Here is a 22,784-nt window from a genome sequence, read left to right as displayed (position 1 = left end):
CTCCACAAAAAAGGCCGTGAAAAGCCCAAACCTAACAAAAAGACAAACCACAACAAACAACACCACAAACGCAGCATCGCCTGAACTGGCTATCCAAAAATTACATAAAGAAAATAAACTTCAACCAACCCCCAACCCGACGGGGCACAAAAACAAGGGCTGGCCTAGTCAGAAGAAAATAATCAATACGCCCAAACAACTTAAAATGTTTACAATGACGCCGCTTGAAAAAAGCGCCATCCGGCATACACCAACCGTGCCGTACATACGGCACAACACGGCCAACAATGATTACAATCAACCAACACAAAAAAGTACATTGGCACACTATTGAGTTCTCACACATCATCCGCACGTTCTTCGCAGGTGAAAGATTATATTCACTGCTCTGAGCGGCTGGAGTTCATACTCTAGCCAACAAGTTTATCCTTTGTCAACTAGGAGTTAATCTCCGTGTCATCCGCTTGTCGCGGCGACTGGGATAAATATACGCACGACTTCATCTTTCAACAAATCTCCTGCTCAACATGGATTTTGAGCTTTCACCGTGGAGCCCATTAGCGCCGGCTCCAGCTCACTCTAGACCACAAACGACGGGATATCGTGCTAAAAACTATGAAACCCGCTGCGCTAAGCAGCGGGGATTCGAAATTCGGTAAGCAGACCTTCATATGGTCGGCCGACTATGCGCGCAGTGGTTAACCAAGCTTGGCGCCGGCAAAGTTCTTCTTGCCGCGGCGAAGGACCAGCCAAGCGCCGTGAAGAAGATCATCTTTGCCCGGCTCCCAGTCATCAGCCTCAATGCGCTGGTTGTTGACGTAGGCGCCGCCCTCTTTCACGGTTCGGCGTGCAGCACCCTTGGAATCGGCCAGACCAGCAGCGACCAACAGGTCAATGATGGTACGCGGTTCCCCAGAAGCAATCTCGGCCACGGTGGTTTCCGACAACGCACCGGCCAAAGTCTGTTCATCGAGGTCAGCAAGCTCCGCCTTGCCGAAGAGTGCTTGTGCAGCGAGCTCGACCGACTTCGTAGCCTCCTCGCCGTGAACAAGGGTGGTCATCTCTTGGGCTAGACGGCGCTGAGCTTCACGGCGGAAAGGTTCATCGGCTACCTTCTGCTCGTACTCAGCGATCTCTTCCTGGCTCAGGAAGGTAAACCACCGCAGGTAGTCAATGACAACGGAGTCGCCAGCATTGAGGAAGTACTGGTACCAGGAGTACGGCGAGGTCTTCTCTGGGTCGAGCCATAGCTTGCCGCCACCGGTTGACTTGCCGAACTTCTGGCCCTGCGCATCTGTCACGAGTGGAACAGTGAGACCATGGACCTTGGCACCATTAACGCGACGGTTGAGGTCAACGCCTGAGACGATGTTGCCCCACTGATCACCACCGCCAATCTGCAGGACACACTCAAGCTCATTATGCAGGTGAACGTAGTCGTTGGACTGCAGGAGCATGTAGGAGAATTCGGTGTAGGAAATACCGTCAGACTCCAAGCGGCGCTTTACGGTATCGCGGTCCAGCATCGTGTTGAGCGAGAAGTTCTTGCCTACGTCGCGCAGAAAGTCAATGACGGACATCTGCGAAGTCCAGTCAGCATTGTTGACCATGGTCGCAGCGTTCTCGCCCTCGAAGTTAATGAACTGGCGCAGCTGCTTCTTGATAGCGACCATGTTCTCGTTAATGGTCTCCTGCGAGAGCATGGAACGCTCCCCCACATCACGCGGGTCACCAATCTGCCCCGTTGCACCACCCGCCAAGGCAATGGGATGGTGGCCAGCTTCCTGGAAGCGGCGCAGCATGATCATCGGAACGAGGTGTCCGGCGTGCAGAGAATCGCCGGTGGGGTCAAAGCCACAGTACAGGGTAATCGGCTCTTCACAGGCCTCGCGGAGTGCGTCGAGGTCGGTGGATTGGTTAATGAGTCCGCGCCACTGCAGCTCATCAATAATGTTCATGAAGTCTCCTTTAGATGAAAATTCCGTGCTCTAAGAGCTACTTTTCAGATGGCCACGGAACTGCGTGGTCTACCAGCATGACGGGAATGTCGTTCTCAATGGGATAGGCCACGCCAAGGCGTTCGTTCACCAAGACCTGTTCCTCGGCCAGATAGTTCAGCGGACCTTTATCCTGCGGACACACCAATATGTCAAGCAGCTTCGGATCGAGACTCATAACCGCTAACCCTACACCTCCTTAGATTCGATGGAGGGAAGGGTCCCACCATATTCGAGTTTGAGCGCCATGGAATGGTTGCGTAGGTTACGCACCGAGTTTTGAGAGATGGCGTCGCGAATTTCCTGCATCTCTCGACCAAGGATGTCGAGCGATTCGCTCATCTCTTTCACCGCTGCAGGGTTCTTCAAATCCGTGACCTCAAGGTAGGACTTGACTAGTTCCGTGGAGTGTTCTTCGATCATGTCACGCACCAGCGCTTGCTGGTGCGGCGCATCATTAAGGCGGCGCCAATTATTCAGAACCCACAGCGCCGACTCATCAAAGGAGTCCCAAGCGCGTTGTACGGGGCCAGGTACTTGGCGACGCCCCAAGGCATACCGAACTCCCTCCAAAGTACTGGTGAGTTCCCCCGGGCCCGATTTCGGAGCTTCGATAGCCTTCGGCTGTTTCGGGGGCGTTACCAGTCCTGCTGCTGCACCGGCGCAGACGGCCACAACGGGCCACAGGAAGCCCAGGCCGCCTCCGGTAAGAACGTGCAAGACCACAACGAGTGCGGTTACCACAACACCAACAATGGCTTTGCGTGAGTTCAGGGCATTCATGGGAATGAGATCCTCCTGGGAATAGGCGGAGTGGGTCTACTGGTAGGCGCGAATCTCTTCGAAGGCAGCAGCTAGGTCGCCGTTGAGCGCATCAAAGGTCTTACCGCCGGTGAGTTCTGCCAGTTCTTGCATCTCCTGGATATTGGCTTCACCATACAAGATGACGAAGACAGGGATCTCCTTCTTCTCGGGAGGAAGCTTCTCATAGTCGTTCTTGAACTGGGCGAATGTACGCCCACGCGTTACTTCACCGTCCGTCATGAGGACCACCGTTCCAATATCACCATTGGCGGTATCCACCTCATCCAAGGCATTGAGGACAGCCTCAAAAGTGGCAGTATCACCATCGGCAACAAGGCGGTCAACGCGGTCAGCAAGTTCCTTTGTGGTCGCCGGATTATCCTTGTCCACTCGTGCGCGCGTGGGCTGTTGCGGTTCGGACGAGTACGGGATGAGCTTGATCTGTTCGCGGTTTCGGAAAGCTACTTGGCCTTCACCATCTGGGCTTCCGTCAGCGGAGCCGTCGATAAGCGGGCGCAGGCTGCTCTTCAGCAGGTCAATGCGCTCACCTTCCATCGAACCCGAAGTATCGAGAACCAAGGCAGTATTACCGGGGTTTCGCAGTTCGTGAGCAAACGCGTCACCAAGGGCGTCCACAGTCTTCTCGTTCGCCGGATAGGGCAGCTCAAAGACTGTGCCGGGTAGGTCCGAATCATCGACTCGCAGGTGGTAATCCTTGAGCTTTTCTGGGTGCTCACCAAACCATTCAGCTAGGGCCTGCACCTTGCCTTCGGCATCGCTATCCTGCGAACTATTCAGAGCAGACAACGGGTAGTCCGCAGAAATAACACCGTCAGAGGGAATAACCACTTCGAGGTCTGCGCCTTCGTCTTTCAGCTGATAGAGCACAGACTCATAGTTGAAAATAGCGTCTACCTGCTCTGGGTGCTCCCGGAATCGATCCGCCAGCCAACCGGAGGAGCCCGAGGTCAAGGTCTGGTTAGCAAAAAGCTTTTGCACCTTACCCGTGGCTTGGCGGATGTCCTTTTCTGAAAGAGCACGGCCGGTATCAGCAAACGCGGTTGTCGCCGCAGACAGCGCCGAAAAACCCGAATTCGACGTCGTCGGATCAGTCATACCGAAGGTAATGCCAGAATCCGCAATTTCCTGCCATGTTGGCTGCGTGGTCGTCCAGCCTTTCTCGTTGGCCACAGAGGACTGCACACCAAGAACAACCGGGGAACGTGCGACACTGAATTCCTTGCCAAGCTTACTGTCGGCGCCAACAATGCGCGCATAGCGGTTGGTGGCAAACCAGGTGGCATCGTAGGAACCATCGAACCCGCCCTGCTTCAGCTTGCGGGAATTGGCGAGCGTGCCGTCTTCGGTCGTCATGGAGATATCGAAGCCGAGGTCTCGGGAGGCGTCGTCAAGCACAGGCTCCAATGGTTTTAGCTCCGTAGCCGCCACGATATTGAGGCCTCCACTGAAATTGGAACCGGAGCCTGGGGTTAGTGGTTCGTCGAGCAGGTCGCCCAAACCGCATGCCGTCAAAGCCATCGCGCTCATTACAGCAACCAGAACTTTTAGTGAGCGAAACATGTGCATCAACCTTCCTGATGATTTCACTGCCGGTTCCTAGCCGAATTCCTGCAGGATTTCGTCGTAATAGTCCCACATTTGTGGGCTGTCTTCATTGACCATCACGGGAATGTCATAATCCTGTTTCTCGGCAAATCGTGCAAAGAAGCTAGCAGTCTTCGTCCGTAGACCAAGCTGGGCTGCTGCTTCCTGGGCAGAATCATCCTCCAGTGCCTCGGCTAGCAGTTCCCCTTTGTCCGTGCGGGGTACCACCGTGCTGTTAAGCGACGCCGGCGGCCCCAGCACCAACGGCGTGTACTGCAACATCTCTTTGCCACCACTCACAAGGCGCAGATACTGCTCCTCGGTAGTCAGCACCATAGGCATCTCGCCTTTGCCTACACGCAAGAAAGCATCAAGCATTCCCTGGGACGTGGTCTCACCGTAGCCTTGGTCCGCGATAATACGGTGCATACTCTCCTGAGCCTGCTCGTCTAACTGTGCGAAGTCTCTACTTCCCTGTTCCTGTGCGGCCACTGCCAAACCCGCTTCACGCACGACACTGGCATAGCGCAGCGCAGCATTCGACTCAGTCAACCGTGGAACCGCTACGTCCACCACACGGGGCGAGCCAAAGGAGGGGCTAATATCCCGCCACCGGGTTCCGTTCTGGGACATCTCCACGAGCGTGTACAGGTTCAATGACTTCTGGCCACCGGTCTCTTTCACCAGGTCGTGCGATTTCATATCCTCGATAAGGTCGCTATGCACGAGTGCGATTAGCGGAGTGGAAAAGACCTCCTGGGAACGGCTATCTGGCCCAGTGTTGGCCGAATCTACGCCCCAGGTTTCAAGAGTGTGGGCTGCGCCGTCGAGCTCCGGCATATAAAAGTCATATTCTTTGCCTGAGCCATCCATGAGCTCCATCATCTCCTGTGCCGGATACACATCGAATTCAAGCTCAATATCGTGCTTCTTCAGAGCCTTAATCGTGTCCGGATCCTTGAAAAAGATTTCCTGCTCAGGGCTAATAGCACCCGTAATGTGCTGCACGTCCCCTGAGGTACCAAAACTCGGCATCGAGATTCCCCCACGCCCGATGACAATTGACGCCACAGCAATCACAAGGAAAACCACGGCGGCCATGAAAGACTTGCTGCGTCCTTTCGACGATGGGCTGCTCATGACCTAAATCATAAAGAGTGATAGGCACCACCGCTGAACTTCACACGCACTCACCCCCACAAAAGTCCCCCAATACACGAACCGCATGGCCCTGAGACCATGCGGTTGCAGAAACTGTTGTGCCTAGCGCAGCGGCGTTGTTGCCCACTCACGTGCTTCAGCGGAGAGCTCCTTGACGCGCTCGCGCTGTTCGGCTACACGTACACCGGCGGTGCCGCCCTTGGTAGCGCGCGATGCCACTGCCCCATCAATGGTGAGCACATCGCGGACTTCGGGGAGCAGGCGCTTGTCGACGCCCTGCAGCTCCTCATCCGTGAGATCCACCAAGTCCACGCCGCGGGCTTCCGCGAGCTGAACGCAGGCGCCGGAAGCCTCGTGAGCTTCGCGGAAAGGCACGCCCTGACGCACCATCCACTCAGCCAAGTCGGTAGCCAAGGTAAACCCACGCGGGGCCAGCTCACGCATGCGATCCTCGTGGAACGTCAAGGTTGCGACAAGTCCCGTCATGGCCGGAAGGAGCAGGTTAAGCTGCGCCACGGAATCCACGATGGGTTCCTTGTCTTCTTGCAGGTCGCGGTTGTAAGCCAGCGGCTGCGCCTTGAGTGTGGACAGTAACCCGGTGAGATTGCCAATGAGCCGACCGGTCTTGCCGCGGGTCAGTTCCGGAACATCCGGGTTCTTCTTCTGCGGCATGATCGACGAACCCGTAGACCAGGCATCATCCAGAGTGACGTAGCCGTACTCCGGGGTGCACCAGTAGATAATCTCCTCCGAAAGGCGAGACATGTCTACGGCAATCTGGGCGAGGACAAAAGCGGTCTCCGACGCGAAGTCGCGGGAGGCAGTGCCGTCGAGAGAGTTCTCGGCCGACGCATCGAAGCCTAGTTCCTCCGCAATGGCCTCAGGGTCCAAGTGCAGCGAGGACCCCGCAAGGGCGCCTGAACCGTACGGGGAGACCGCCAAGCGCTTGTCCAGGTCCTGGAGGCGCTCAATATCACGCAGAAGTGGCTGGGCGTGGGCTAGCAGCTCGTGTGCCAGAAGAATCGGCTGTGCTGCCTGGGAGTGTGTCTTTCCCGGCATAATGGCATCCGGATGCGCCTCTGCTTGGCTAACGAGCGCATCGACCAAGTCAGCGACCTGAAGGGCGATGTCTCGTACAGCATCACGGACCCACATACGGAATAGAGTCGCCACTTGATCGTTGCGGGAGCGTCCCGCGCGCAGACGGCCACCGACCTCAGGTCCGACGATGTCGATAAGCCCGCGCTCCATGGCGCCGTGGACGTCCTCGTCAGTAGGCAGCGGACCGAATTCGCCAGAGGCAACCTTCTCCCCTAGCTCGGTGAGGCCGGCGAGCATGGTGTCCAAGTCGGCGTCGGAGAGCAGCCCCGCTTTATGCAGCACCTTGGCATGAGCCTTGGAAGCCAACACGTCGTACGGGGCAAGAACCCAGTCGAAGTGGGTAGATACGGACAGGGCGAACATCGCCTCAGAGGGGCCACCAGAAAAGCGGCCGCCCCACAGGGCACCCTCGTTGGTCTTGTGCATTATTTCCTTACCTTGGATTAGGTGTGGTTACTTGCCGGTGGGGAAACCGCCGTCGCGGTCACGCTGGTTAGAGATCTGGGTGGATAGGCCGTGCAGCTGGACAAAGCCCTTCGCTGCGGTCTGGTCAAAGGTATCGCCCGTGTCATAGGTAGCCAGGTCGAAGGAGTACAGCGACTGGCCGGAACGACGGCCATTGACGGTGGCGGTACCTGCATGGAGGACCATGCGGATATCGCCGGTCACATTCTCCTGGGTGGATTCGGTGAAGGCGTCCAGCGAACGCTTCAGCGGGGAGAACCAAAGGCCGTCGTAGACTTCTTCGGACCAGCGGGCGTCGGTCAAGCGCTTGTAGCGAGCCAGTTCACGCTCAACGGTGACGTCCTCGAGAGCCTCGTGGGCCTTGATGAGCACCATGGCGCCCGGGGCCTCATAGACCTCACGGGATTTAATGCCCACGAGGCGGTCTTCCACCATGTCGAGGCGGCCAATGCCCTGGGCACCGGCACGGCGGTTGAGCTCCTCAATGGCTTCGAGCACGGTTACCGGCTTGCCATCAATGGCGGTCGGCACACCTTTGTCGAAGGTGATGGTGACCTCGTCCGGAGCATTGCCCAGGTCCGGCTGCTCGGTGTAGGCGTAGAGGTCCTTTGTCGGCGGGTTCCAAAGGTCCTCCAGGAAGCCGGTCTCGACCGCGCGACCCCACACATTCTGGTCAATGGAGAACGGAGAGGCAGCGGACTGCTCGATCGGCAGGTTAATTTCCTCGGCGAAGGCGATGGCCTTATCACGGGTCCAGGCGTAGTCACGAGCCGGCGCGATGATCTCCAACGCCGGGTCGAGTGCACGGAAGGACACCTCAAAGCGGACCTGATCGTTGCCCTTACCGGTGCAGCCGTGGGAGACGTGGGTACCGCCGTGTTCCTGCGCAGCCTCAACGAGGTGCTTAACAATGAGGGGGCGAGAGATGGCAGAGACCAGCGGGTACTGCTTCATGTACATACCGTTGGCCTTGATAGTAGGCAGGCAGTACTCTTCGGCGAACTCGTCCTTGGCGTCCACGACGATGGATTCGACAGCACCACAGTCAAGAGCACGCTGGCGCACGGACTCCATGTCCTCGCCGCCCTGGCCCAAGTCGAGGGACACGGCAATGACCTCACCACCGGTCATCTTGGCCAGGTAAGGGATGGCAACGGAAGTATCCAGTCCGCCAGAGTAGGCAAGCACAACACGTGCAGTCATAGTGAGTTACTCCTTAGAGTCATACAGGGTGCGATCACACTGATCGAATTTATATTATACAGACGTTCGTATAAATGTTAAATGCTGCGGTTGGTGAGTTTCTCCGCCAGCTCGCGACCGCCTACGTCCTCACGCGCTAGGATAAAGATGGTGTCATCGCCAGCAATACAGCCCACAACATCGGGCAAACCCACGCGATCAATGAACGAAGCAAGGTACTGCGCCGCACCAGCCGGCGTGCGCAACATTGCAATATTCCCGGAGTAGTCATGGGAGACCACAAGTTCGTCGAGCATGCGACGCAGCTTTTCCCGCGGACCATTGAGCTGGTCTTCGAATTGCTCCAGCTCTCCGCCCACGACATAGAAGGAGCGGCCGCCATCCCGTTTGACCTTCTTGGCGCCCAATTCATCGAGGTCGCGGGACAGGGTGGCTTGGGTAATGTCAATCCCTTCGTCGAGAAGCAGCTCTGAGAGCTGCACCTGACTGGTCACCCGAGTACGGTCCAGGATTTCCAGAATCTTGGCTTGGCGCGCATTGCGAGTCGTGGGCGTGGTGGTCATAGGTTTTAGTTCTCCTCCTGATGGGCCAGAAGCCATACCAACAGCGCCTTCTGGGCATGAAGGCGATTTTCCGCCTCATCGAAGACACGGGACTGAGGGCCGTCAATAACCTCAGCAGTCACTTCGTTTCCGCGATACGCCGGCAGGCAATGCAAGAAGATGGCGTCATCCTTGGCGCGGGCTATAGCCTCAGCGTTAACCTGATACGGCAAGAACGGGGTCCGGCGATCCTTACCGTCATCCTCCTGCCCCATCGATACCCACGTATCCGTAATGACCACGTCAGCGCCTTCCAGCGCCGCGAGGGAATCCGTCACCGTTACGTCACCACGCTGGCGTGCACGGTCAACAAACTTCTGCTGCGGCTGGAAACCTTCAGGAGCAATGATGACCATCTCCATGCCGGCTGTGGCGAAGCCGAGCATGTAGGAATTCGCCATGTTGTTGTTACCATCACCCAGGTACACGGCCTTGCGGCCGGCTAGGTTTCCGAAGTTTTCGCGGCACGTCACCAAGTCCGCCAGAATCTGGCACGGATGCAGGTCATCGGAGAGAGCATTCACGATGGGAACAGTGGCGGTTTCCGCCATGTCAAGCAGATTCTGATGCTCGTAGGTGCGCCACACAATAGCTTCCACGAAACGGGATAGCACCGCACCAGTGTCCTGGTAGGTCTCGCCTTTGCCCATCTGGGTGGACTTGGTTTCGGTGACGATGGCGTGGCCGCCTAATGCGGCAATTCCAGCTTCGAAGGAAAAGCGCGTGCGGGTCGACGTCTTGTCAAACAGCACCGCGACCGACTTTGGCCCTTCAAGCGGGCGCGCGGAAAAGGGGTCCTGCTTCAGTTTTAGGGCCAGGTCAAGAACCTCGGCCTGCTCCTGTGGTGTGAGGTCGTCATCAGCCAAGAAATGGCGTGGACTCATCCAACTTCCTCCAATACCTTATGCAGGCGTTCAACTGCCTGCGCGAGTTCGTCATCGGTAATCACTAGCGGCGGGGTCAAACGCACGACCTCGCTGCTTGGCGCGTTGAGGATGAGTCCGTGCTGTAATCCCACGGCCACAGCCTCCTTCGCTACCGGTTTATTTAATACAACACCTAGCATAAGCCCTCGACCGCGCACAGAGGAGACCACTGGGGAGTTTCCTACCTCGCGGGCCAACCACTGGCCCTTTCGCGTGACCTCAGCGAGGAAGGATTCATCCACGCAGTCCAGTACCGCCGATGCCGCCGCACAGGACACCGGGTTTCCTCCAAAGGTGGTTCCATGACTTCCAGGGCTCAACAGCCCCTGTGCTTGACCACGTGAAATCGTGGCGCCAATCGGCATACCCGCGCCCAGACCTTTGGCCATAGTGATGACGTCGGGGAGGACATCCTCGTGCTGGAAAGCAAAGAAGTCTCCGGTACGCCCCACACCAGTCTGCACTTCATCGACGATCATGAGGATGCCGTGCTGGTCGCACAGCTCTCGCACCGCAGTCAAAAAGCCTTCAGGTGCTGGAATCACACCGGTCTCTCCCTGTACAGGCTCCAGGATGATGGCCGCAGTGTCCTCTGGGTCCTGCTCTACCAAAGTCGTGAGGTAGTCGATGTCACCATAGGTGTAGAACTCCACCCCGCCCGGAAAAGGCTCAAAGGCCTTGCGCTTGCCCGGCTGCCCTGTCATAGCCAGCGATCCCATCGTGCGGCCATGAAAACCGTGGTGTGCCGCGAGAATGCGGCGGCGGCCAGTGAGGCGTGCGAGCTTGAAGGCCGCTTCGTTGGCCTCAGCGCCTGAATTGGAGAAAAACACGCGGGCATCGTTGTCCCCCACCTTTTCAAGGAGTTTGGTGGCAGTTTCAACGACGGGTGGGCTGGCAAAGAGATTGGAGACATGCCCCAGTGTGGCTACCTGTGTGCTTACTGCTTCCACGATGGCAGGGTGGGCATAGCCTAAGGAGCTCACCGCGATACCCGCCAAGAGATCGATATAGTCCTTGCCGTCCTCATCAGTGACTGTGGAGCCGTGACCGGAGACCAGGGCCACCGGCGGAGTTCCATAGGTGTTGCTCAAAACCTCGCCCCACCGTTCGGTGAGTTTCTTGTGCTCCGTCACTGTGTATCGTCCTTCCTGAAGACAGTTCCTTCGGGGTAGTCCTCGCGTTTGTACTCATTCGGCAACACCATCGTTCCGATACCGCCCATGGTGAGCAGCTCCAGAAGAACGGCGTGGGCAATACGGCCGTCAATGACATGGGAGGCATTAACACCACCCTCCACCGCCATCAGGCAGGACTCCATCTTGGGAATCATTCCGGAATCCAGCCCCGGCAGCAGCGCTCTGAGTTTCTCAACCTCAATCTTGGACACCAGTGAATCGCGATTGGGCCAGTCGGTATACAACCCTTCCACGTTGGTGAGGATGACGAGGCGCTCCGCGCCCAAAGCTGTGGCTAGGGCGCCGGCCGCAATATCTGCATTGATGTTGTAGACCTCGCCATCCTGGCCGGGCGCAATAGTGGAGACCACCGGTATCCGCCCAGCTTCAATAATGTCCATGACAGCGTCGGGGTTAACGTCCACGATCTCGCCTACCATTCCGATGTCGGTAGGCACGCCATCGATCTCCACGAGGCGCTTGCGGGCACTAAATAGTCCAGCATCCTCACCAGACGTTCCCACAGCATAGGGGCCATGAGAATTGATGAGGTTGACCAAGCCGCGCCCCACTTGACCAAAGAGAACCATGCGCACCACGTCCATGATTTCTGGCGTGGTTACTCGGAATCCGCCTTTGAATTCACCTTCAATGCCCAGCTTGCCCAGCATCTCGTTGATCTGCGGCCCACCGCCGTGCACAACGACGGGCTTTGCCCCCACGGTGCGCAGGAACACCATGTCAGCGGCAAAAGCCGCCTTCAGCGATACATCCACCATAGCGTTTCCGCCATACTTCACCACGACGATTTTGTCGCGGTAATGCTGCAGCCACGGCAGCGCTTCCGCGAGAACGGTGGCGCGGTCCGCATTGGTTAATCCTTGAATCATCAGTCCTCCTCGTCAGGCCTTTACGAGCTGTACGCGGAGTTGATCTCCACGTAATCATGGGAAAGGTCAGTCGTCCGCACGAAAGCCGAACCTGGTCCGCCAGTGCCGAGATCTACGCGGACATCAATGTCTGCGCCGGAAAGGTCCACATCGCGGGCACCGGGCGCACCGGTGGATCCAATACACACCGCCTGTTCGTTGAAGAACACCGAAATATTGTCTGGGTCCATGTCGGCGTCTGCCATGCCGACTGCCGCAAGTACGCGGCCCCAGTTCGGATCAGAGCCGAACATGGCGCACTTGAAGAGGTTGTCCCGCCCCAAAGTGCGGGCAGCGTTGAGTGCTTGTTCGTCGTTAGTTGTGCCTTCCACCGTGATCTTGACGCGCTTGGTCACGCCTTCGGCATCGGCTTGCAGTTGATCCGCAATATCGGAACACACGGCCAGAACCGCAGCGTCCAATTCCTCTTGACCTGGCGCCACGCCTGAGGCGCCCGAGGCCATGATGATGACCGTGTCATTGGTCGACGTGGAACCATCCACATCCAGCGTATTAAAGGTCAGGTCACATGCCTTGCGCAGCGCTGACTGTAGGGCTTTAGGGCTCGCGACAGCGTCGGTAGTCAGGCACACCAGCATTGTGGCAAGCGACGGCGCCATCATTCCCACGCCTTTGCCCATCGCACCTATGCACCAGCCGTTGCCGGAAAAGGTTGCTTCCTTGACCACCGTATCGGTCGTCATGATGGCCTCCGCGGCCGCGTGCCCATTCGCCTTATCCGCACCGAGGTTGCCCGCTACATCGTCAATACCGGCCAGCGCCTTGTCCATCGGCAGCAGTTCACCAATCAGACCCGTCGAACATGCAGAGATGTCAGTCGCCGGGATGGCAGTTCGTTGGGATACCGCCGCCACCATGGCCGCAGCATCCTTGTCGCCCTGCACGCCGTTGCAGGCATTAGCATTTCCCGAGTTATAGATGACCGCCTGCAGTTGACCATTCGCCACCGCCTCACGGGAAAGCTTCACGGGGGAAGCAACTACTCGGTTTCGGGTAAACACGGCCGCAGCGTCGAACCTGGGGCCTTGATTAATAACGAGCGCCATATCAGGCTTGCCGGAGGGCTTAATTCCAGCAGTTGTGGCTCCAGCAATGAAACCAGCGGGGGCGGTAATCATCAGTGTGTCTCCTTGGTTACGTGAGAGGTAGAACTCGAGGCTTTGGGGAGGGCTTTAAGGTGCCACGGCAGCTTGCGGGAGACCAAGGGTTTCTTCCCAGCCCAGGGTCAGGTTCATGCACTGGACGGCCGCACCCGCGGTGCCTTTGCACAGATTGTCCAGCGCAGCGGTAATAATCAGACGCTGTGCATTCTCATCCACGTGCGCCTGAATATGAACCATGTTGGTGCCGACGACGTTCTGCGTTTCCGGCTGTTTTCCTTCGTCCAAGACGTGACAGAAAGGCTCGTCAACATAGAAGTCACGAAAGGCCTGATGGACGCTGTGCTTATCGACGTCCCCCTTGAACGGCGCAGTGATCGTTGCCAAGATGCCACGAGGCAACGGGGCGAGGACGGGAGTGAAGCTCACCGACACAGTGTCGTCGGTAAAAGGTTGCAGGTTCTGGACCACCTCGGGTGTATGACGGTGGGTACCACCTGGTTTATAGGCTTTGAGGTTGCCCATGGTTTCCGCTCCCAGCTGGGCAACAGATGCCTTCTTACCCGCTCCGGACACACCCGTGATGGCAATGATGGAAAGCTCTGGTTCGATGAGATCCTTCGCCACTGCCGGCAGAGCACCCAGGGTAATCGCGGTGGGGAAACACCCCGGCACGGCAACTCGGTTGCTGCCCTGAAGCTTCTCGCGGTTGCCGGGAACCTCCGGAATTCCATAAGGCCATGAACCGGCATAGTCCCCGCCGTAGTAGGCATCCCAATCTGCTTTATTGCGCAGGCGGAAATCCGCGGCGCAATCAATCACAGTGACAGACTCCCCCAGTTGCCGACCAATCTCCGCTGAGTAACCATGGGGAAGACCGAGAAAAACAATGTCGTGGCCGGCCAGATTCTCCGGTGTGGTGTCCTCAATGACGCGATCCGCCAACTGCGGTAGATGCGGCATAAGTTCAGATACTCGTTGCCCGGCGTTGGAATGTCCAGTGAGTGAGCCGATACGCAGCTCACCAGACACGTAGGCCGGATGGGAAAGCAACAGACGCAGGATTTCGCCGCCTGCGTACCCTGTGGCTCCTGCGATTGCTACTGAAATAGTCATGGAGCTCACCCTAGCAAATAATGCAGCGGACTGTATGCTATTCAGCGAATGAGATTCCTACTTCCCCATCTTAGGATCAGCAAGACCCGGAAATCCCCACTTTGAGCGTGGAGTTTTCCGGGTGTTGATAAAGGAAAGGAAGGGTGTGAAGGAATAGGGAATGAATAAGGGGGCGACTAGAGGGCGCGGGAAGAGATGGAACCCATGCCTTCAGGTCCCGAGACCGCCTTCTTACCGGCGTAACCCAGGTAGCCCTTTGGACCCACAAAGTGCAGACCACCCTGGTTATCGGCTACGACGGTCACCTCGTTGAACTGGTGAATCTGGCCTGGCTGCAGGTGCTTGAACTGTTCAGCCATCATGCCTTGGTTCCAGCAACCGGCATGGGATCGGCCGGCATAGTAGCTGAACTGCGGAACCAACTCGTTCGGCGGGTTGCACTCAGGACGGGTGGCACGTGCACCAGAGGATAGGCAGCTGATGTAGGTACCATCGACGTTTGTGGCATCACAGGTTACCGTGCCATCGGCGTTAGAGAAACCATGTGTGGGGTTGGCTGAGGCCAGAGGCGCCACAGCCAAAGCACTGCCGATTGCGGCAGTCGCAGCAAGACGAGAAATCAATCGCATAGTGAGGATAATCCTTTCAGTGTGGAAACGCTGTGCCACTTAGGTTATGGCGCAGCCCACACCTACGCCACAGGAGGGGGATCGCTCCCCGACCTACCGTGTCCTCAGCGTTGCGTACAGCCGCCTCACTTGAACAGCTAACACAATGCGCTAGGCGCGCATCTCTGCACCCAAGCGCTGCTTGGCCAGCTCCGCAGCGGCAAGACGGTGCTCGTTAACTTCATCGTCCGTCAGCGTGCGGTCACCAGCACGGAAGAGCAGCTGGAACGCCAGGGACTTCTTGCCTTCACCGAGCTGCTCTCCACGGAAGACGTCGAAGAGCTCCACCGATTCCAGCAGCTCGCCCGCACCTTCTTCGACCACAAGGCGAACCTGCTCGGCAGGGGTCTCTTCGTCGACAACCAGAGCAATGTCCTGGTGCAGCGCTGGGAACGAGGACAGAACCGGTGCCGGGAACTTCTCATCCAGAGGCAACGCAGTGACATCAAGCTCCATGGCACAGGTACGTGCCGGAATCTCAAGTGCCTCAAGGACCTGCGGGTGCAATTCACCAGCGTAACCCACGATGGACTCCTCGCCGTCAGTTCCACACACCACGATGGCTGCACAACGGCCCGGGTGCCACGGCAGCTGTTCCGCTGCCTTTACGGTTACATCAATACCAGCGGCACGAGCCACCTGGCGGGCGGACTCGATGGCATCGGCATAGCTGTAGGCACGTCCTGCTCCCCACGGACCTTCGTGCTCGATGTTGCCGGTGGCCACGGTGGCAACGTGGAGCGGTTGCTCCGGCAGGGAATCAAGCAACTCAGTGACAACCTCATCAGACGGGCGCGACTCTACCGACGGCATCGGGGAGGCTTCGGCACGCTTAAAGGCCACTTGCTGGAGACCAAAGAGAGCAAGGTCGTGACGGCCACGGGCGACGTTGCGGGCGATGGCTTCCAGCATGTTGGGAAGCAGAGTTGTGGACAGCACTGCCTTGTCTGCCTCCAGCGGGTTTTGTACCGCAACGGTTTGGCGGCGAGCATCGTCTTTGTCAAGACCCCAGGTATCAAAGGTGTCGTTGGCAATGAACGGTGACGGCAGCACTTCGGCATAGCCAGCATAAGCCAGACCGTGTCCGATGGCGCGGCGGCGCTTCTGCGCTGGGGTTAATCCGCGACCACCTGCCGGGGTAGGCAGCACGGTTGGAATATCCTCCAAGCCTTCGAGACGCAGTACTTCCTCAATGAGGTCCACGTCCATGGAGATATCCGTACGCCACGTCGCCGGGGTAACCTCGAGGGTCTCACCGTTATCGGCGACAGTGCAGCCAACCTCCTCAAGACGCGCCACGACAGTCTCGCGGGAATATTCCACACCGGCGTACTCGCTGGGTTTAGTGACGCGCAGGCTAATGGGCTCGCGCTTGGCGACGTCCCCGACCAACGTACGACCGGCCTCGATAGTGCCACCGGCAATCTGCTGCAGCAGCGCACAGGCCACGTCGAGGGCAATTTCCACGATGGCAGGATCAACACCACGCTCGAAACGACGGGAGGCCTCCGAAGAAAGCTTGTGGCGGCGCGAGGTACGGGCCACAGTAATCGGATCCCAAATAGCGGACTCGAAGTAGACGTCCGTGGTCTCATCAGAGATCTCGGAGGTCGTACCTCCCATAACACCAGCCAAGGACTGGATGCCGTTGTCATCGCAGATGACCACATCACCGGCAGACAGCTTGCGCTCGACGTGGTCCAGCGTTTCGAACTTCTCCCCCTCCTCAGCGTTGCGGACCACAAGATCTCCGCTTACAACGTTGGCGTCGAAAGCATGCATCGGAGCACCCAGGAGCAGCATGACGTAGTTGGTGACGTCGGTGGCAACGTTGACGCTGCGCTGACCGGACAACATAAGCTCGCGCTCCATCCAGAACGGGGTGCGTGCAGTCGGATCGATGCCAGATACCTTGCGCAGGCCGAAACGCTGGGCCTTGGTTTCCTCGCGCAGGTCAACGGCGATAAGCGCGCCCTGCGCCTCCGGAACTGCCGAGGTATCAACACCGGCCACGCTCGGGTCCTGAGCCACGTCAGGGAAGGTGAGATCGAAGGCCGAGGCAATTTCACGTGTAAGTCCACGGGCGGAGAGCGCATAACCGCGGTCTGGGGTGATGTTGACGTCGAAGGCAGTGTCGGCCAAACCGATAATCGGGCGGGCGTCCTCCCCTACCTTGTCTGCGACCTCATCGCTGAGGACGATGATGCCATCAGCTTTAGGTCCGAATCCGAGCTCAGCGGCGGAGCAGAGCATGCCATTCGAGATGTGGTCATAGGTCTCGCGCGCGGCAATCTTGAAGCCGCCGGGCAGCTCCGAACCGGGCAGGGCGACCACCACATAGTCGTTCAGACGGAAGTTGCGGGCGCCACAGATGATGCCCTGCAACTCACCCGTGCCATTGGCATGGCCAACATTGACTTGGCAGTAGCGGATAGGTTTTTTGAACTGGGTAAGTTCTTCAATCTCGACAACTTGGCCAATGACAAGCGGACCGGTCGTCTCCGGGAGCGCCTCGTAGCCTTCGGTTTCAAAGCCCACGCGGACGAAGCCGGAATCAAGATCCTCAGAGGGCACGGTCCAGCCGGAATGTGCGGAGCCCAGGATGCGGGTAACCCAGTCTTGGGAAATAAGCATGGTTTCTTCTCTATCCTTTCTGGGTAACTTATGCCTGCACGCCGAAGGGCAGGGTGAAGCGGACATCGCCTTCGACCATGTCACGCATGTCGGTCAAACCATTGCGGAACTGCAGAGTGCGCTCAAGGCCCATGCCGAAGGCGAAGCCGGTGTACTCCTCCGGATCGATGCCTACGGCGCGCAACACGTTGGGGTTGACCATGCCGCAGCCGCCCCACTCGATCCAGCCGGCGCCACCCTTCTTGTTGGGGAACCACACGTCAACCTCTGCGGAGGGCTCAGTAAATGGGAAGTAATTGACGCGCATGCGCGTGGTGGTGTCCGGTCCGAAAAGGACCTTAGCTAGGTGCTCCAAGGTGCCGCGCAGGTGCGCCATGGTCAGGCCCTTATCCACGGCAAGGCCCTCCACCTGGTGGAAAACCGGAGTGTGGGTAGCATCCAGTTCGTCGGTGCGGAAGACTCGGCCCGGGCACGCGATGTAGAGAGGTACATCGCGGTCCAACATGGTGCGGACCTGCACCGGAGAGGTGTGCGTGCGCAGCACCTGCTTGGAACCTTCCTGGCCAACGTGGAAGGTGTCCTGCAGCGTACGAGCCGGGTGGTCCGGCTTGAAGTTCAGGGCATCGAAATTAAAGTACTCCGCTTCCACCTCGGGGCCGTCAGCAATTTCCCATCCCATACCGACGAAGATGTCGGCGATGCGCTCCGACAACGCAGTAATGGGGTGCAGCGCACCGGTCTGCGCGCGGGTCGTCGGGATGGTGACGTCAACCTTCTCCGCCTTAAGCTGGGCAGCGCGGGCCTCCTGCTCAAGGACTTCACGAATCTGTGCAAAGGATTTCTCTACCTTGCCGCGGGCCATATTTACCGCGCGGCCAGCATCCTTGCGCTGATCCTTGGGCAATTGCCCCAAGGACTGACGGGCTTGCGGAATATAGCCGCTGTCGCCGAGATGCTCGCGGCGCGCGGCAGTGAGCTCTTCAAGATCATGTGCAGCTTCGAAGGCGGCAATGGCCTTCTCCGCGGCTGCCTCGAGGGCCTCTTCGGTCAATTCGATCTGAGGTGTGTCGGACACGTGCCTAAATTACCTTCTTCTCGCACGAAAACTAACGGGAGCTATCTTACCGTGCAGCCTGTCACCTGTGCCCACCAGCCCTCGCGCGCCGACGGGGCTAGTTGGACTGCTGCTTAGCGGATTCGTAGAGGCAGATGCTGGCTGCCGTAGCGAGGTTCAAGGATTCAGCTCGGCCAAGGATGGGAATGCGCACGCGCATATCCGCCTCATCCTTAAGGTCGCCCAAGCCATGCGCTTCGTTGCCGAACAGCCACGCCGTAGGCTGTGACAGGTCTGCATCGGCTAGATCTAGCTCACCATCAGCAGCCGTAGCTAGCACCTGCATTCCTGAAGAACGCAACTTACCCAGCACGTCCTTGATGTTGGGGTCTCGTGCCACTGGAATGTGAAAGAGCGAACCTGCTGAAGCTCGCGCTACCTTGCAACCTAATGGATCTACGGTGTCACCGGCGAAGATAACTCCGTCAGCACCCATGGCATCGGACGTTCTAATCAGAGTTCCCGCGTTGCCGGGCTCAGAGGTCAGCACCGGAACAGACACGAGCTTTGGCTTTCCCGCCAAAATCTTGCCCGAAGTCCACAGTACTGGGCGGCATACAGCAAACAATCCAGTGCTCGTCGCCGTATCCGAGAGATGTTTCGCGGCCTTGTCAGTAATCGGGTGCACATACACGTCCATGTAGCTGCACGTGGTCACGATGTGTGCGAAGCGTTCTGCAGCCTTCTCCGTCACGAAGACATCCGTCGCCGCCCCTGTAGACACGGCTGCGTCCACAGCGTTTTCGCCTTCAATGATGAAGCGATCAGCCTTTCTCCGGTTGGCCGCGCGATGCAATTTGGCGGCGTTGACCACGCGTGGAGTGCGTTCAGTAAACGCCGACGAGAAATCTAGATCCATAGCTTTGACGGTACCCACCGACCTTGCCATTGAAAAGTTCTCCTCCACTCACGTTGACTGCGCGCTAGCTGCGGGTAACAGTGAGGGGGACGGCGCCAAGCACCGTCCCCCTCACTCACTCGTGTGTCTTAACGCAGTCCAACACGCTGTGCAAGGTCAGTCAATGCCTTCACGTTGACGTTAACCAGTCCTGCCTGCTGCGCAGACGCAGCGAGTACAGCTACAACAGCGGCAAGGATGCCCATACCCGTGGCAACACCGGCACCGAAGTTCTTGCTGCTTCCAGCGTCCTTCCCCGGCTTTGGTTCCTTGGAGGGCTCGGAGGGCTTGTCTTCTTCCGACGGTTTGTCTTCAGACGGCGCCGGCTGAGGAGAATTCTCAGTCGTAGAATCCTCGCTCGGTGAGGCGACGTCGTTGGTCCACCACTGATCAAAGACCAGATTGGCCACCGTGGTGTTGTCAATGAAGTCACCACGCACCGGGTCAGTTCCGGCCGCATGCGCCTTGATGTCCTCAGCACCCGCGCCCTTGAAGAAGAACGGGACGAGCTGGTTGGTGTGCTGACCGGAATACCAGCCGTGACGAGCGACTTCGTCTTTAGCACCCGCCATAGCATTGAACTTGTTTTCGGCCTCTGGATTGTTTTCCGTCGGCACCTCATTAGCACCAGAGAGGTAGCCGGTCTCATGGTCAGCGGTCACGATGAGCAAGGTGTCCTCCCAGGAGGAGTTCTTCTCTACCCACTCGATAGCGGCGTCGACAGCCTTGTTGAAGTCTTGCGTCTCTTCAATATCGCGGACCGGGTTGTTGCCGTGGCCGGCCCAGTCAATGGCGCCGCCCTCAATCATTACGGAGAAGCCATCCTCATCTTGGCCAAGGGCATTAAGGGCACCAGTGGTCATAGTTGGCAGATCAACGACATCGTTGAGCTCATCCGAATAGGGTGCCTCTGCCTCGCCAGTTCGGGAATTTTGGAGGGTGGAGCCTACCTGAGCGATGCCCCAGTACTTCTTATCTGGTTCGACGTTACCGTCAGCCATGCTCTTGAAGTCATCATTGGATTCGAAGTAATTCCAGCTCGTCTTGCCTTCGGAAAGCTTGGCGTAATCATCCTCGTAGATGAAGCTGTAGTCCGGAGTATCGACCTTCTCGTGATCGTTGTTGTAGAAAGGGTGGCCGGCCGCCATCACGAGGTCAAGGTCACTGTCCAGCATCTCCTTGGTGATGTCCTGCAACTTGTCGCGGTCCATGTTGTGTGCTGCCCATGCAGCGGGTGTCGCCTCAGAGTAGGCAACCGAGGAGACAACGCCAGCAGACTTCCCCTGCTTCTTAGCGCGCTCAGACATGTTTTCTTCCTTCATGCCGTAGTGCGACATACCAAGGATTCCATTGTTTGTCTTCACGCCAGTAGCCATCGCACTACCGGCCGCGGCTGAATCCGTAATCTTGCCTTCCATGACGTACTCGTGGGTCTTCCACGCCTGCTCCGGGTCATAGGAGCCACCCATCGGGAAGGTTGCCATAGACAAGCGGTTAAATTCCTCGTAGGACTGGACTGTGTCGCCATCCTTTTCCTTCAGATTCTTGTCACCAAAGGCGCCGTCAACGAGGTACTTGGATTGGCCAGTCTCATAGAGGTTGGTGAGTGCCAGGTGGCCGTAGCCCATACCATCACCAATCATGTAGATGATGTTCTTGGGGCCGTTGTGCGCACTTTCCGCAGCACAGGCAGGGCTAACGCCCAAGGAAACGACGGATGCCGTAGAAACAACAGCCACGGCGGTAGTGGCGAGACGCGAGAGTGTCATCAGTGAAAGATTCCTTGTGAAACATAGGAGGACAATGAACACACGACACAGTAGTTTTTATTCATGACCGCCCACCGTCGTGACTGTATATAAGAGATGAATAAATTGAAAACTGCAATCATTCCACAACGACCTTAAGCAGCCCTCTTCTCTTCATAAGACAAAAGCCCGCCGTCTCCCTTTATCTGGGAGACGGCGGGCTCGGTAACGCTTATTCGTCTGGTGCTTAGGCAGCCTTCGGAGCGTTGACGTCCTCCGGCAGTGCAGCCTTAGCAGCCTCACACAAAGCGGAGAATGCCTCGAAGTCGTTGACAGCAAGCTCAGCGAGGATCTTGCGGTCGACCTCGATCTCAGCCAGGCGCAGGCCGTGGATGAGACGGTTGTAGGTGATGTCGTTCATACGAGCAGCAGCATTGATGCGCTGGATCCACAGCTTGCGGAACTCGGACTTACGGGCGCGACGATCGCGGTAAGCGTAAGTCATGGAGTGCAGCCACTGCTCCTTAGCCTTGCGGTAGAGGCGGGAACGCTGGCCACGGTAGCCCTTGGCGGACTTCAGGATCGCGCGGCGCTTCTTCTTGGCGTTAACTGAGCGCTTTACTCGTGCCACAGTAATACTTCCTTATCTTGATTGTGAGTGTGTGGGGATGGGGAGTTCGGCGCTGACTTATGCGCGGCCGAGAAGGCGCTTGACGCGCTTGGTGTCTGCACGAGCGACGTCCTCGTCACCCTTCAGACGGCGGGTACGCTTGGACGGCTTGCCCTCGAGGAGGTGGCGGCGGTTTGCCTGCTCGCGGCGCAGCTTGCCGGAGCCGGTCACCTTGATGCGCTTGGCGGTGCCCTTGTGAGTCTTCTGCTTCATGAGAATTAAATCCTTAAATCCTAAGTGGAGCGTGGTCTACTTTTTGCCTTTGCGGACAGGTCCCAGGACCATGGTCATGTTGCGACCATCCTGCTTGGGGCGCGACTCCACGACGCCAACTTCAGCGACGTCGTCAGCCAAACGCTCCAACAGGCGGAAACCCAGTTCCGGACGCGATTGCTCACGACCGCGGAACATGATGGTCACCTTGACCTTGGAACCCTTCTCCAGGAAGCGCACCACGTTGCCCTTTTTGGTCTCGTAATCGTGATCATCAATCTTCGGACGGAACTTCTGTTCCTTCACCACAGTTTGCTGCTGGTTCTTACGGGACTCGCGGGCCTTCTGGGCCTGCTCGTACTTAAACTTGCCGTAATCCATAATTTTGGCTACGGGCGGCTTCGCATTCGGTGCAACCTCGACCAAGTCAAGGTCGGCTTCGTATGCGAGCTTGCGAGCATCGTCAGTGCGGACGATACCCACCTGTTCACCACCGGGGCCAACAAGACGGACCTCGGGTACTCGGATGCGCTCATTAATGCGAGCTTCAGCGCTGATTGTGGTTCTCCTCGATTGTGGGGGCTAGTAGTGCGCCTACCGTGACCACAAACGAATAAATCCCGGGTGCCACTGG

At 57.8% G+C, this 22,784-nt stretch carries 22 protein-coding genes; 1 reads left to right on the top strand and 21 read right to left on the bottom strand.

Annotation, left to right across the window (positions count from 1 at the left end; all coding sequences use genetic code 11):
- A partial coding sequence (locus tag HMPREF2875_RS13425) for a hypothetical protein (protein ID WP_210388142.1) occupies window positions 1-334 on the top strand: 334 nt, incomplete at its 5' end.
- A gap of 364 nt (window positions 335-698) precedes the next feature.
- Here HMPREF2875_RS13425 and tyrS read toward each other — a convergent pair.
- The 21 genes from tyrS to infC form a co-directional block, all read right to left on the bottom strand.
- Window positions 699-1,958, bottom strand: coding sequence for a tyrosine--tRNA ligase (tyrS, locus tag HMPREF2875_RS03025; protein WP_070670108.1), 1,260 nt, complete (start codon window positions 1,956-1,958; stop codon window positions 699-701).
- A 37-nt stretch (window positions 1,959-1,995) separates the two neighbouring features.
- On the bottom strand, window positions 1,996-2,175 hold the full coding sequence (locus tag HMPREF2875_RS03020; RefSeq protein WP_070670106.1) for a Trm112 family protein: 180 nt from the start codon (window positions 2,173-2,175) through the stop codon (window positions 1,996-1,998).
- An 11-nt stretch (window positions 2,176-2,186) separates the two neighbouring features.
- Entirely contained in the window at window positions 2,187-2,780 is a 594-nt protein-coding gene (locus tag HMPREF2875_RS03015; RefSeq protein WP_070670104.1) for a hypothetical protein, read from the bottom strand.
- A 36-nt stretch (window positions 2,781-2,816) separates the two neighbouring features.
- On the bottom strand, window positions 2,817-4,382 hold the full coding sequence (locus tag HMPREF2875_RS03010) for a vWA domain-containing protein (protein ID WP_070670102.1): 1,566 nt from the start codon (window positions 4,380-4,382) through the stop codon (window positions 2,817-2,819).
- 36 nt (window positions 4,383-4,418) lie between these two features.
- Complete coding sequence (locus HMPREF2875_RS03005) at window positions 4,419-5,546, bottom strand: hypothetical protein (protein WP_070670100.1); 1,128 nt, start codon at window positions 5,544-5,546, stop codon at window positions 4,419-4,421.
- A gap of 123 nt (window positions 5,547-5,669) precedes the next feature.
- Window positions 5,670-7,094 (bottom strand): argininosuccinate lyase, encoded by a 1,425-nt coding sequence (argH, locus tag HMPREF2875_RS03000; RefSeq protein ID WP_070670098.1) that lies wholly within the window; start codon window positions 7,092-7,094, stop codon window positions 5,670-5,672.
- 27 nt (window positions 7,095-7,121) lie between these two features.
- Window positions 7,122-8,336 carry an argininosuccinate synthase gene (locus HMPREF2875_RS02995; protein ID WP_070670097.1) on the bottom strand — a complete coding sequence of 405 codons (1,215 nt, stop codon included), beginning with the start codon at window positions 8,334-8,336 and terminating at the stop codon, window positions 7,122-7,124.
- 77 nt (window positions 8,337-8,413) lie between these two features.
- Entirely contained in the window at window positions 8,414-8,899 is a 486-nt protein-coding gene (locus tag HMPREF2875_RS02990) for an arginine repressor (protein WP_039675572.1), read from the bottom strand.
- A 5-nt stretch (window positions 8,900-8,904) separates the two neighbouring features.
- Window positions 8,905-9,822 (bottom strand): ornithine carbamoyltransferase, encoded by a 918-nt coding sequence (gene argF, locus HMPREF2875_RS02985; protein WP_070670095.1) that lies wholly within the window; start codon window positions 9,820-9,822, stop codon window positions 8,905-8,907.
- Window positions 9,819-10,997 (bottom strand): acetylornithine transaminase, encoded by a 1,179-nt coding sequence (locus HMPREF2875_RS02980; RefSeq protein ID WP_070670093.1) that lies wholly within the window; start codon window positions 10,995-10,997, stop codon window positions 9,819-9,821. Before HMPREF2875_RS02980 ends, argF begins: the two co-directional genes overlap by 4 nt.
- Window positions 10,994-11,929 carry an acetylglutamate kinase gene (argB, locus tag HMPREF2875_RS02975; protein WP_070670091.1) on the bottom strand — a complete coding sequence of 312 codons (936 nt, stop codon included), beginning with the start codon at window positions 11,927-11,929 and terminating at the stop codon, window positions 10,994-10,996. Before argB ends, HMPREF2875_RS02980 begins: the two co-directional genes overlap by 4 nt.
- Before the next feature lie 20 nt (window positions 11,930-11,949).
- Entirely contained in the window at window positions 11,950-13,107 is a 1,158-nt protein-coding gene (gene argJ, locus HMPREF2875_RS02970) for a bifunctional glutamate N-acetyltransferase/amino-acid acetyltransferase ArgJ (RefSeq protein ID WP_070670089.1), read from the bottom strand.
- A 54-nt stretch (window positions 13,108-13,161) separates the two neighbouring features.
- Window positions 13,162-14,205, bottom strand: coding sequence for an N-acetyl-gamma-glutamyl-phosphate reductase (gene argC / locus HMPREF2875_RS02965; protein WP_070670087.1), 1,044 nt, complete (start codon window positions 14,203-14,205; stop codon window positions 13,162-13,164).
- A gap of 176 nt (window positions 14,206-14,381) precedes the next feature.
- Window positions 14,382-14,834, bottom strand: a complete 453-nt coding sequence (locus HMPREF2875_RS02960) for a hypothetical protein (protein WP_070670084.1) — start codon at window positions 14,832-14,834, stop codon at window positions 14,382-14,384.
- A gap of 150 nt (window positions 14,835-14,984) precedes the next feature.
- Complete coding sequence (pheT, locus tag HMPREF2875_RS02955) at window positions 14,985-17,507, bottom strand: phenylalanine--tRNA ligase subunit beta (protein WP_070670082.1); 2,523 nt, start codon at window positions 17,505-17,507, stop codon at window positions 14,985-14,987.
- 28 nt (window positions 17,508-17,535) lie between these two features.
- A complete protein-coding gene (gene pheS / locus HMPREF2875_RS02950) occupies window positions 17,536-18,582 on the bottom strand; it encodes a phenylalanine--tRNA ligase subunit alpha (protein ID WP_070670080.1) in 1,047 nt (348 codons plus the stop codon).
- 97 nt (window positions 18,583-18,679) lie between these two features.
- Complete coding sequence (locus HMPREF2875_RS02945; protein ID WP_070670120.1) at window positions 18,680-19,480, bottom strand: TrmH family RNA methyltransferase; 801 nt, start codon at window positions 19,478-19,480, stop codon at window positions 18,680-18,682.
- A gap of 128 nt (window positions 19,481-19,608) precedes the next feature.
- Window positions 19,609-21,288 (bottom strand): alkaline phosphatase, encoded by a 1,680-nt coding sequence (locus tag HMPREF2875_RS13160; RefSeq protein ID WP_083311827.1) that lies wholly within the window; start codon window positions 21,286-21,288, stop codon window positions 19,609-19,611.
- 226 nt (window positions 21,289-21,514) lie between these two features.
- Window positions 21,515-21,898 (bottom strand): 50S ribosomal protein L20, encoded by a 384-nt coding sequence (rplT, locus tag HMPREF2875_RS02935; RefSeq protein WP_005323264.1) that lies wholly within the window; start codon window positions 21,896-21,898, stop codon window positions 21,515-21,517.
- A gap of 57 nt (window positions 21,899-21,955) precedes the next feature.
- On the bottom strand, window positions 21,956-22,150 hold the full coding sequence (gene rpmI / locus HMPREF2875_RS02930; protein ID WP_070670078.1) for a 50S ribosomal protein L35: 195 nt from the start codon (window positions 22,148-22,150) through the stop codon (window positions 21,956-21,958).
- Between the two features lie 36 nt (window positions 22,151-22,186).
- Entirely contained in the window at window positions 22,187-22,708 is a 522-nt protein-coding gene (gene infC / locus HMPREF2875_RS02925; protein WP_080550383.1) for a translation initiation factor IF-3, read from the bottom strand.
- Window positions 22,709-22,784: the final 76 nt, after the last annotated feature.

The sequence above is a fragment of the Corynebacterium sp. HMSC078H07 genome, from assembly GCF_001812805.1.
Taxonomy (GTDB): domain Bacteria; phylum Actinomycetota; class Actinomycetes; order Mycobacteriales; family Mycobacteriaceae; genus Corynebacterium.
The sequence above is the reverse complement of the archived record's forward strand: the minus strand, read 5'-3'. Positions and strand labels throughout refer to the sequence as shown.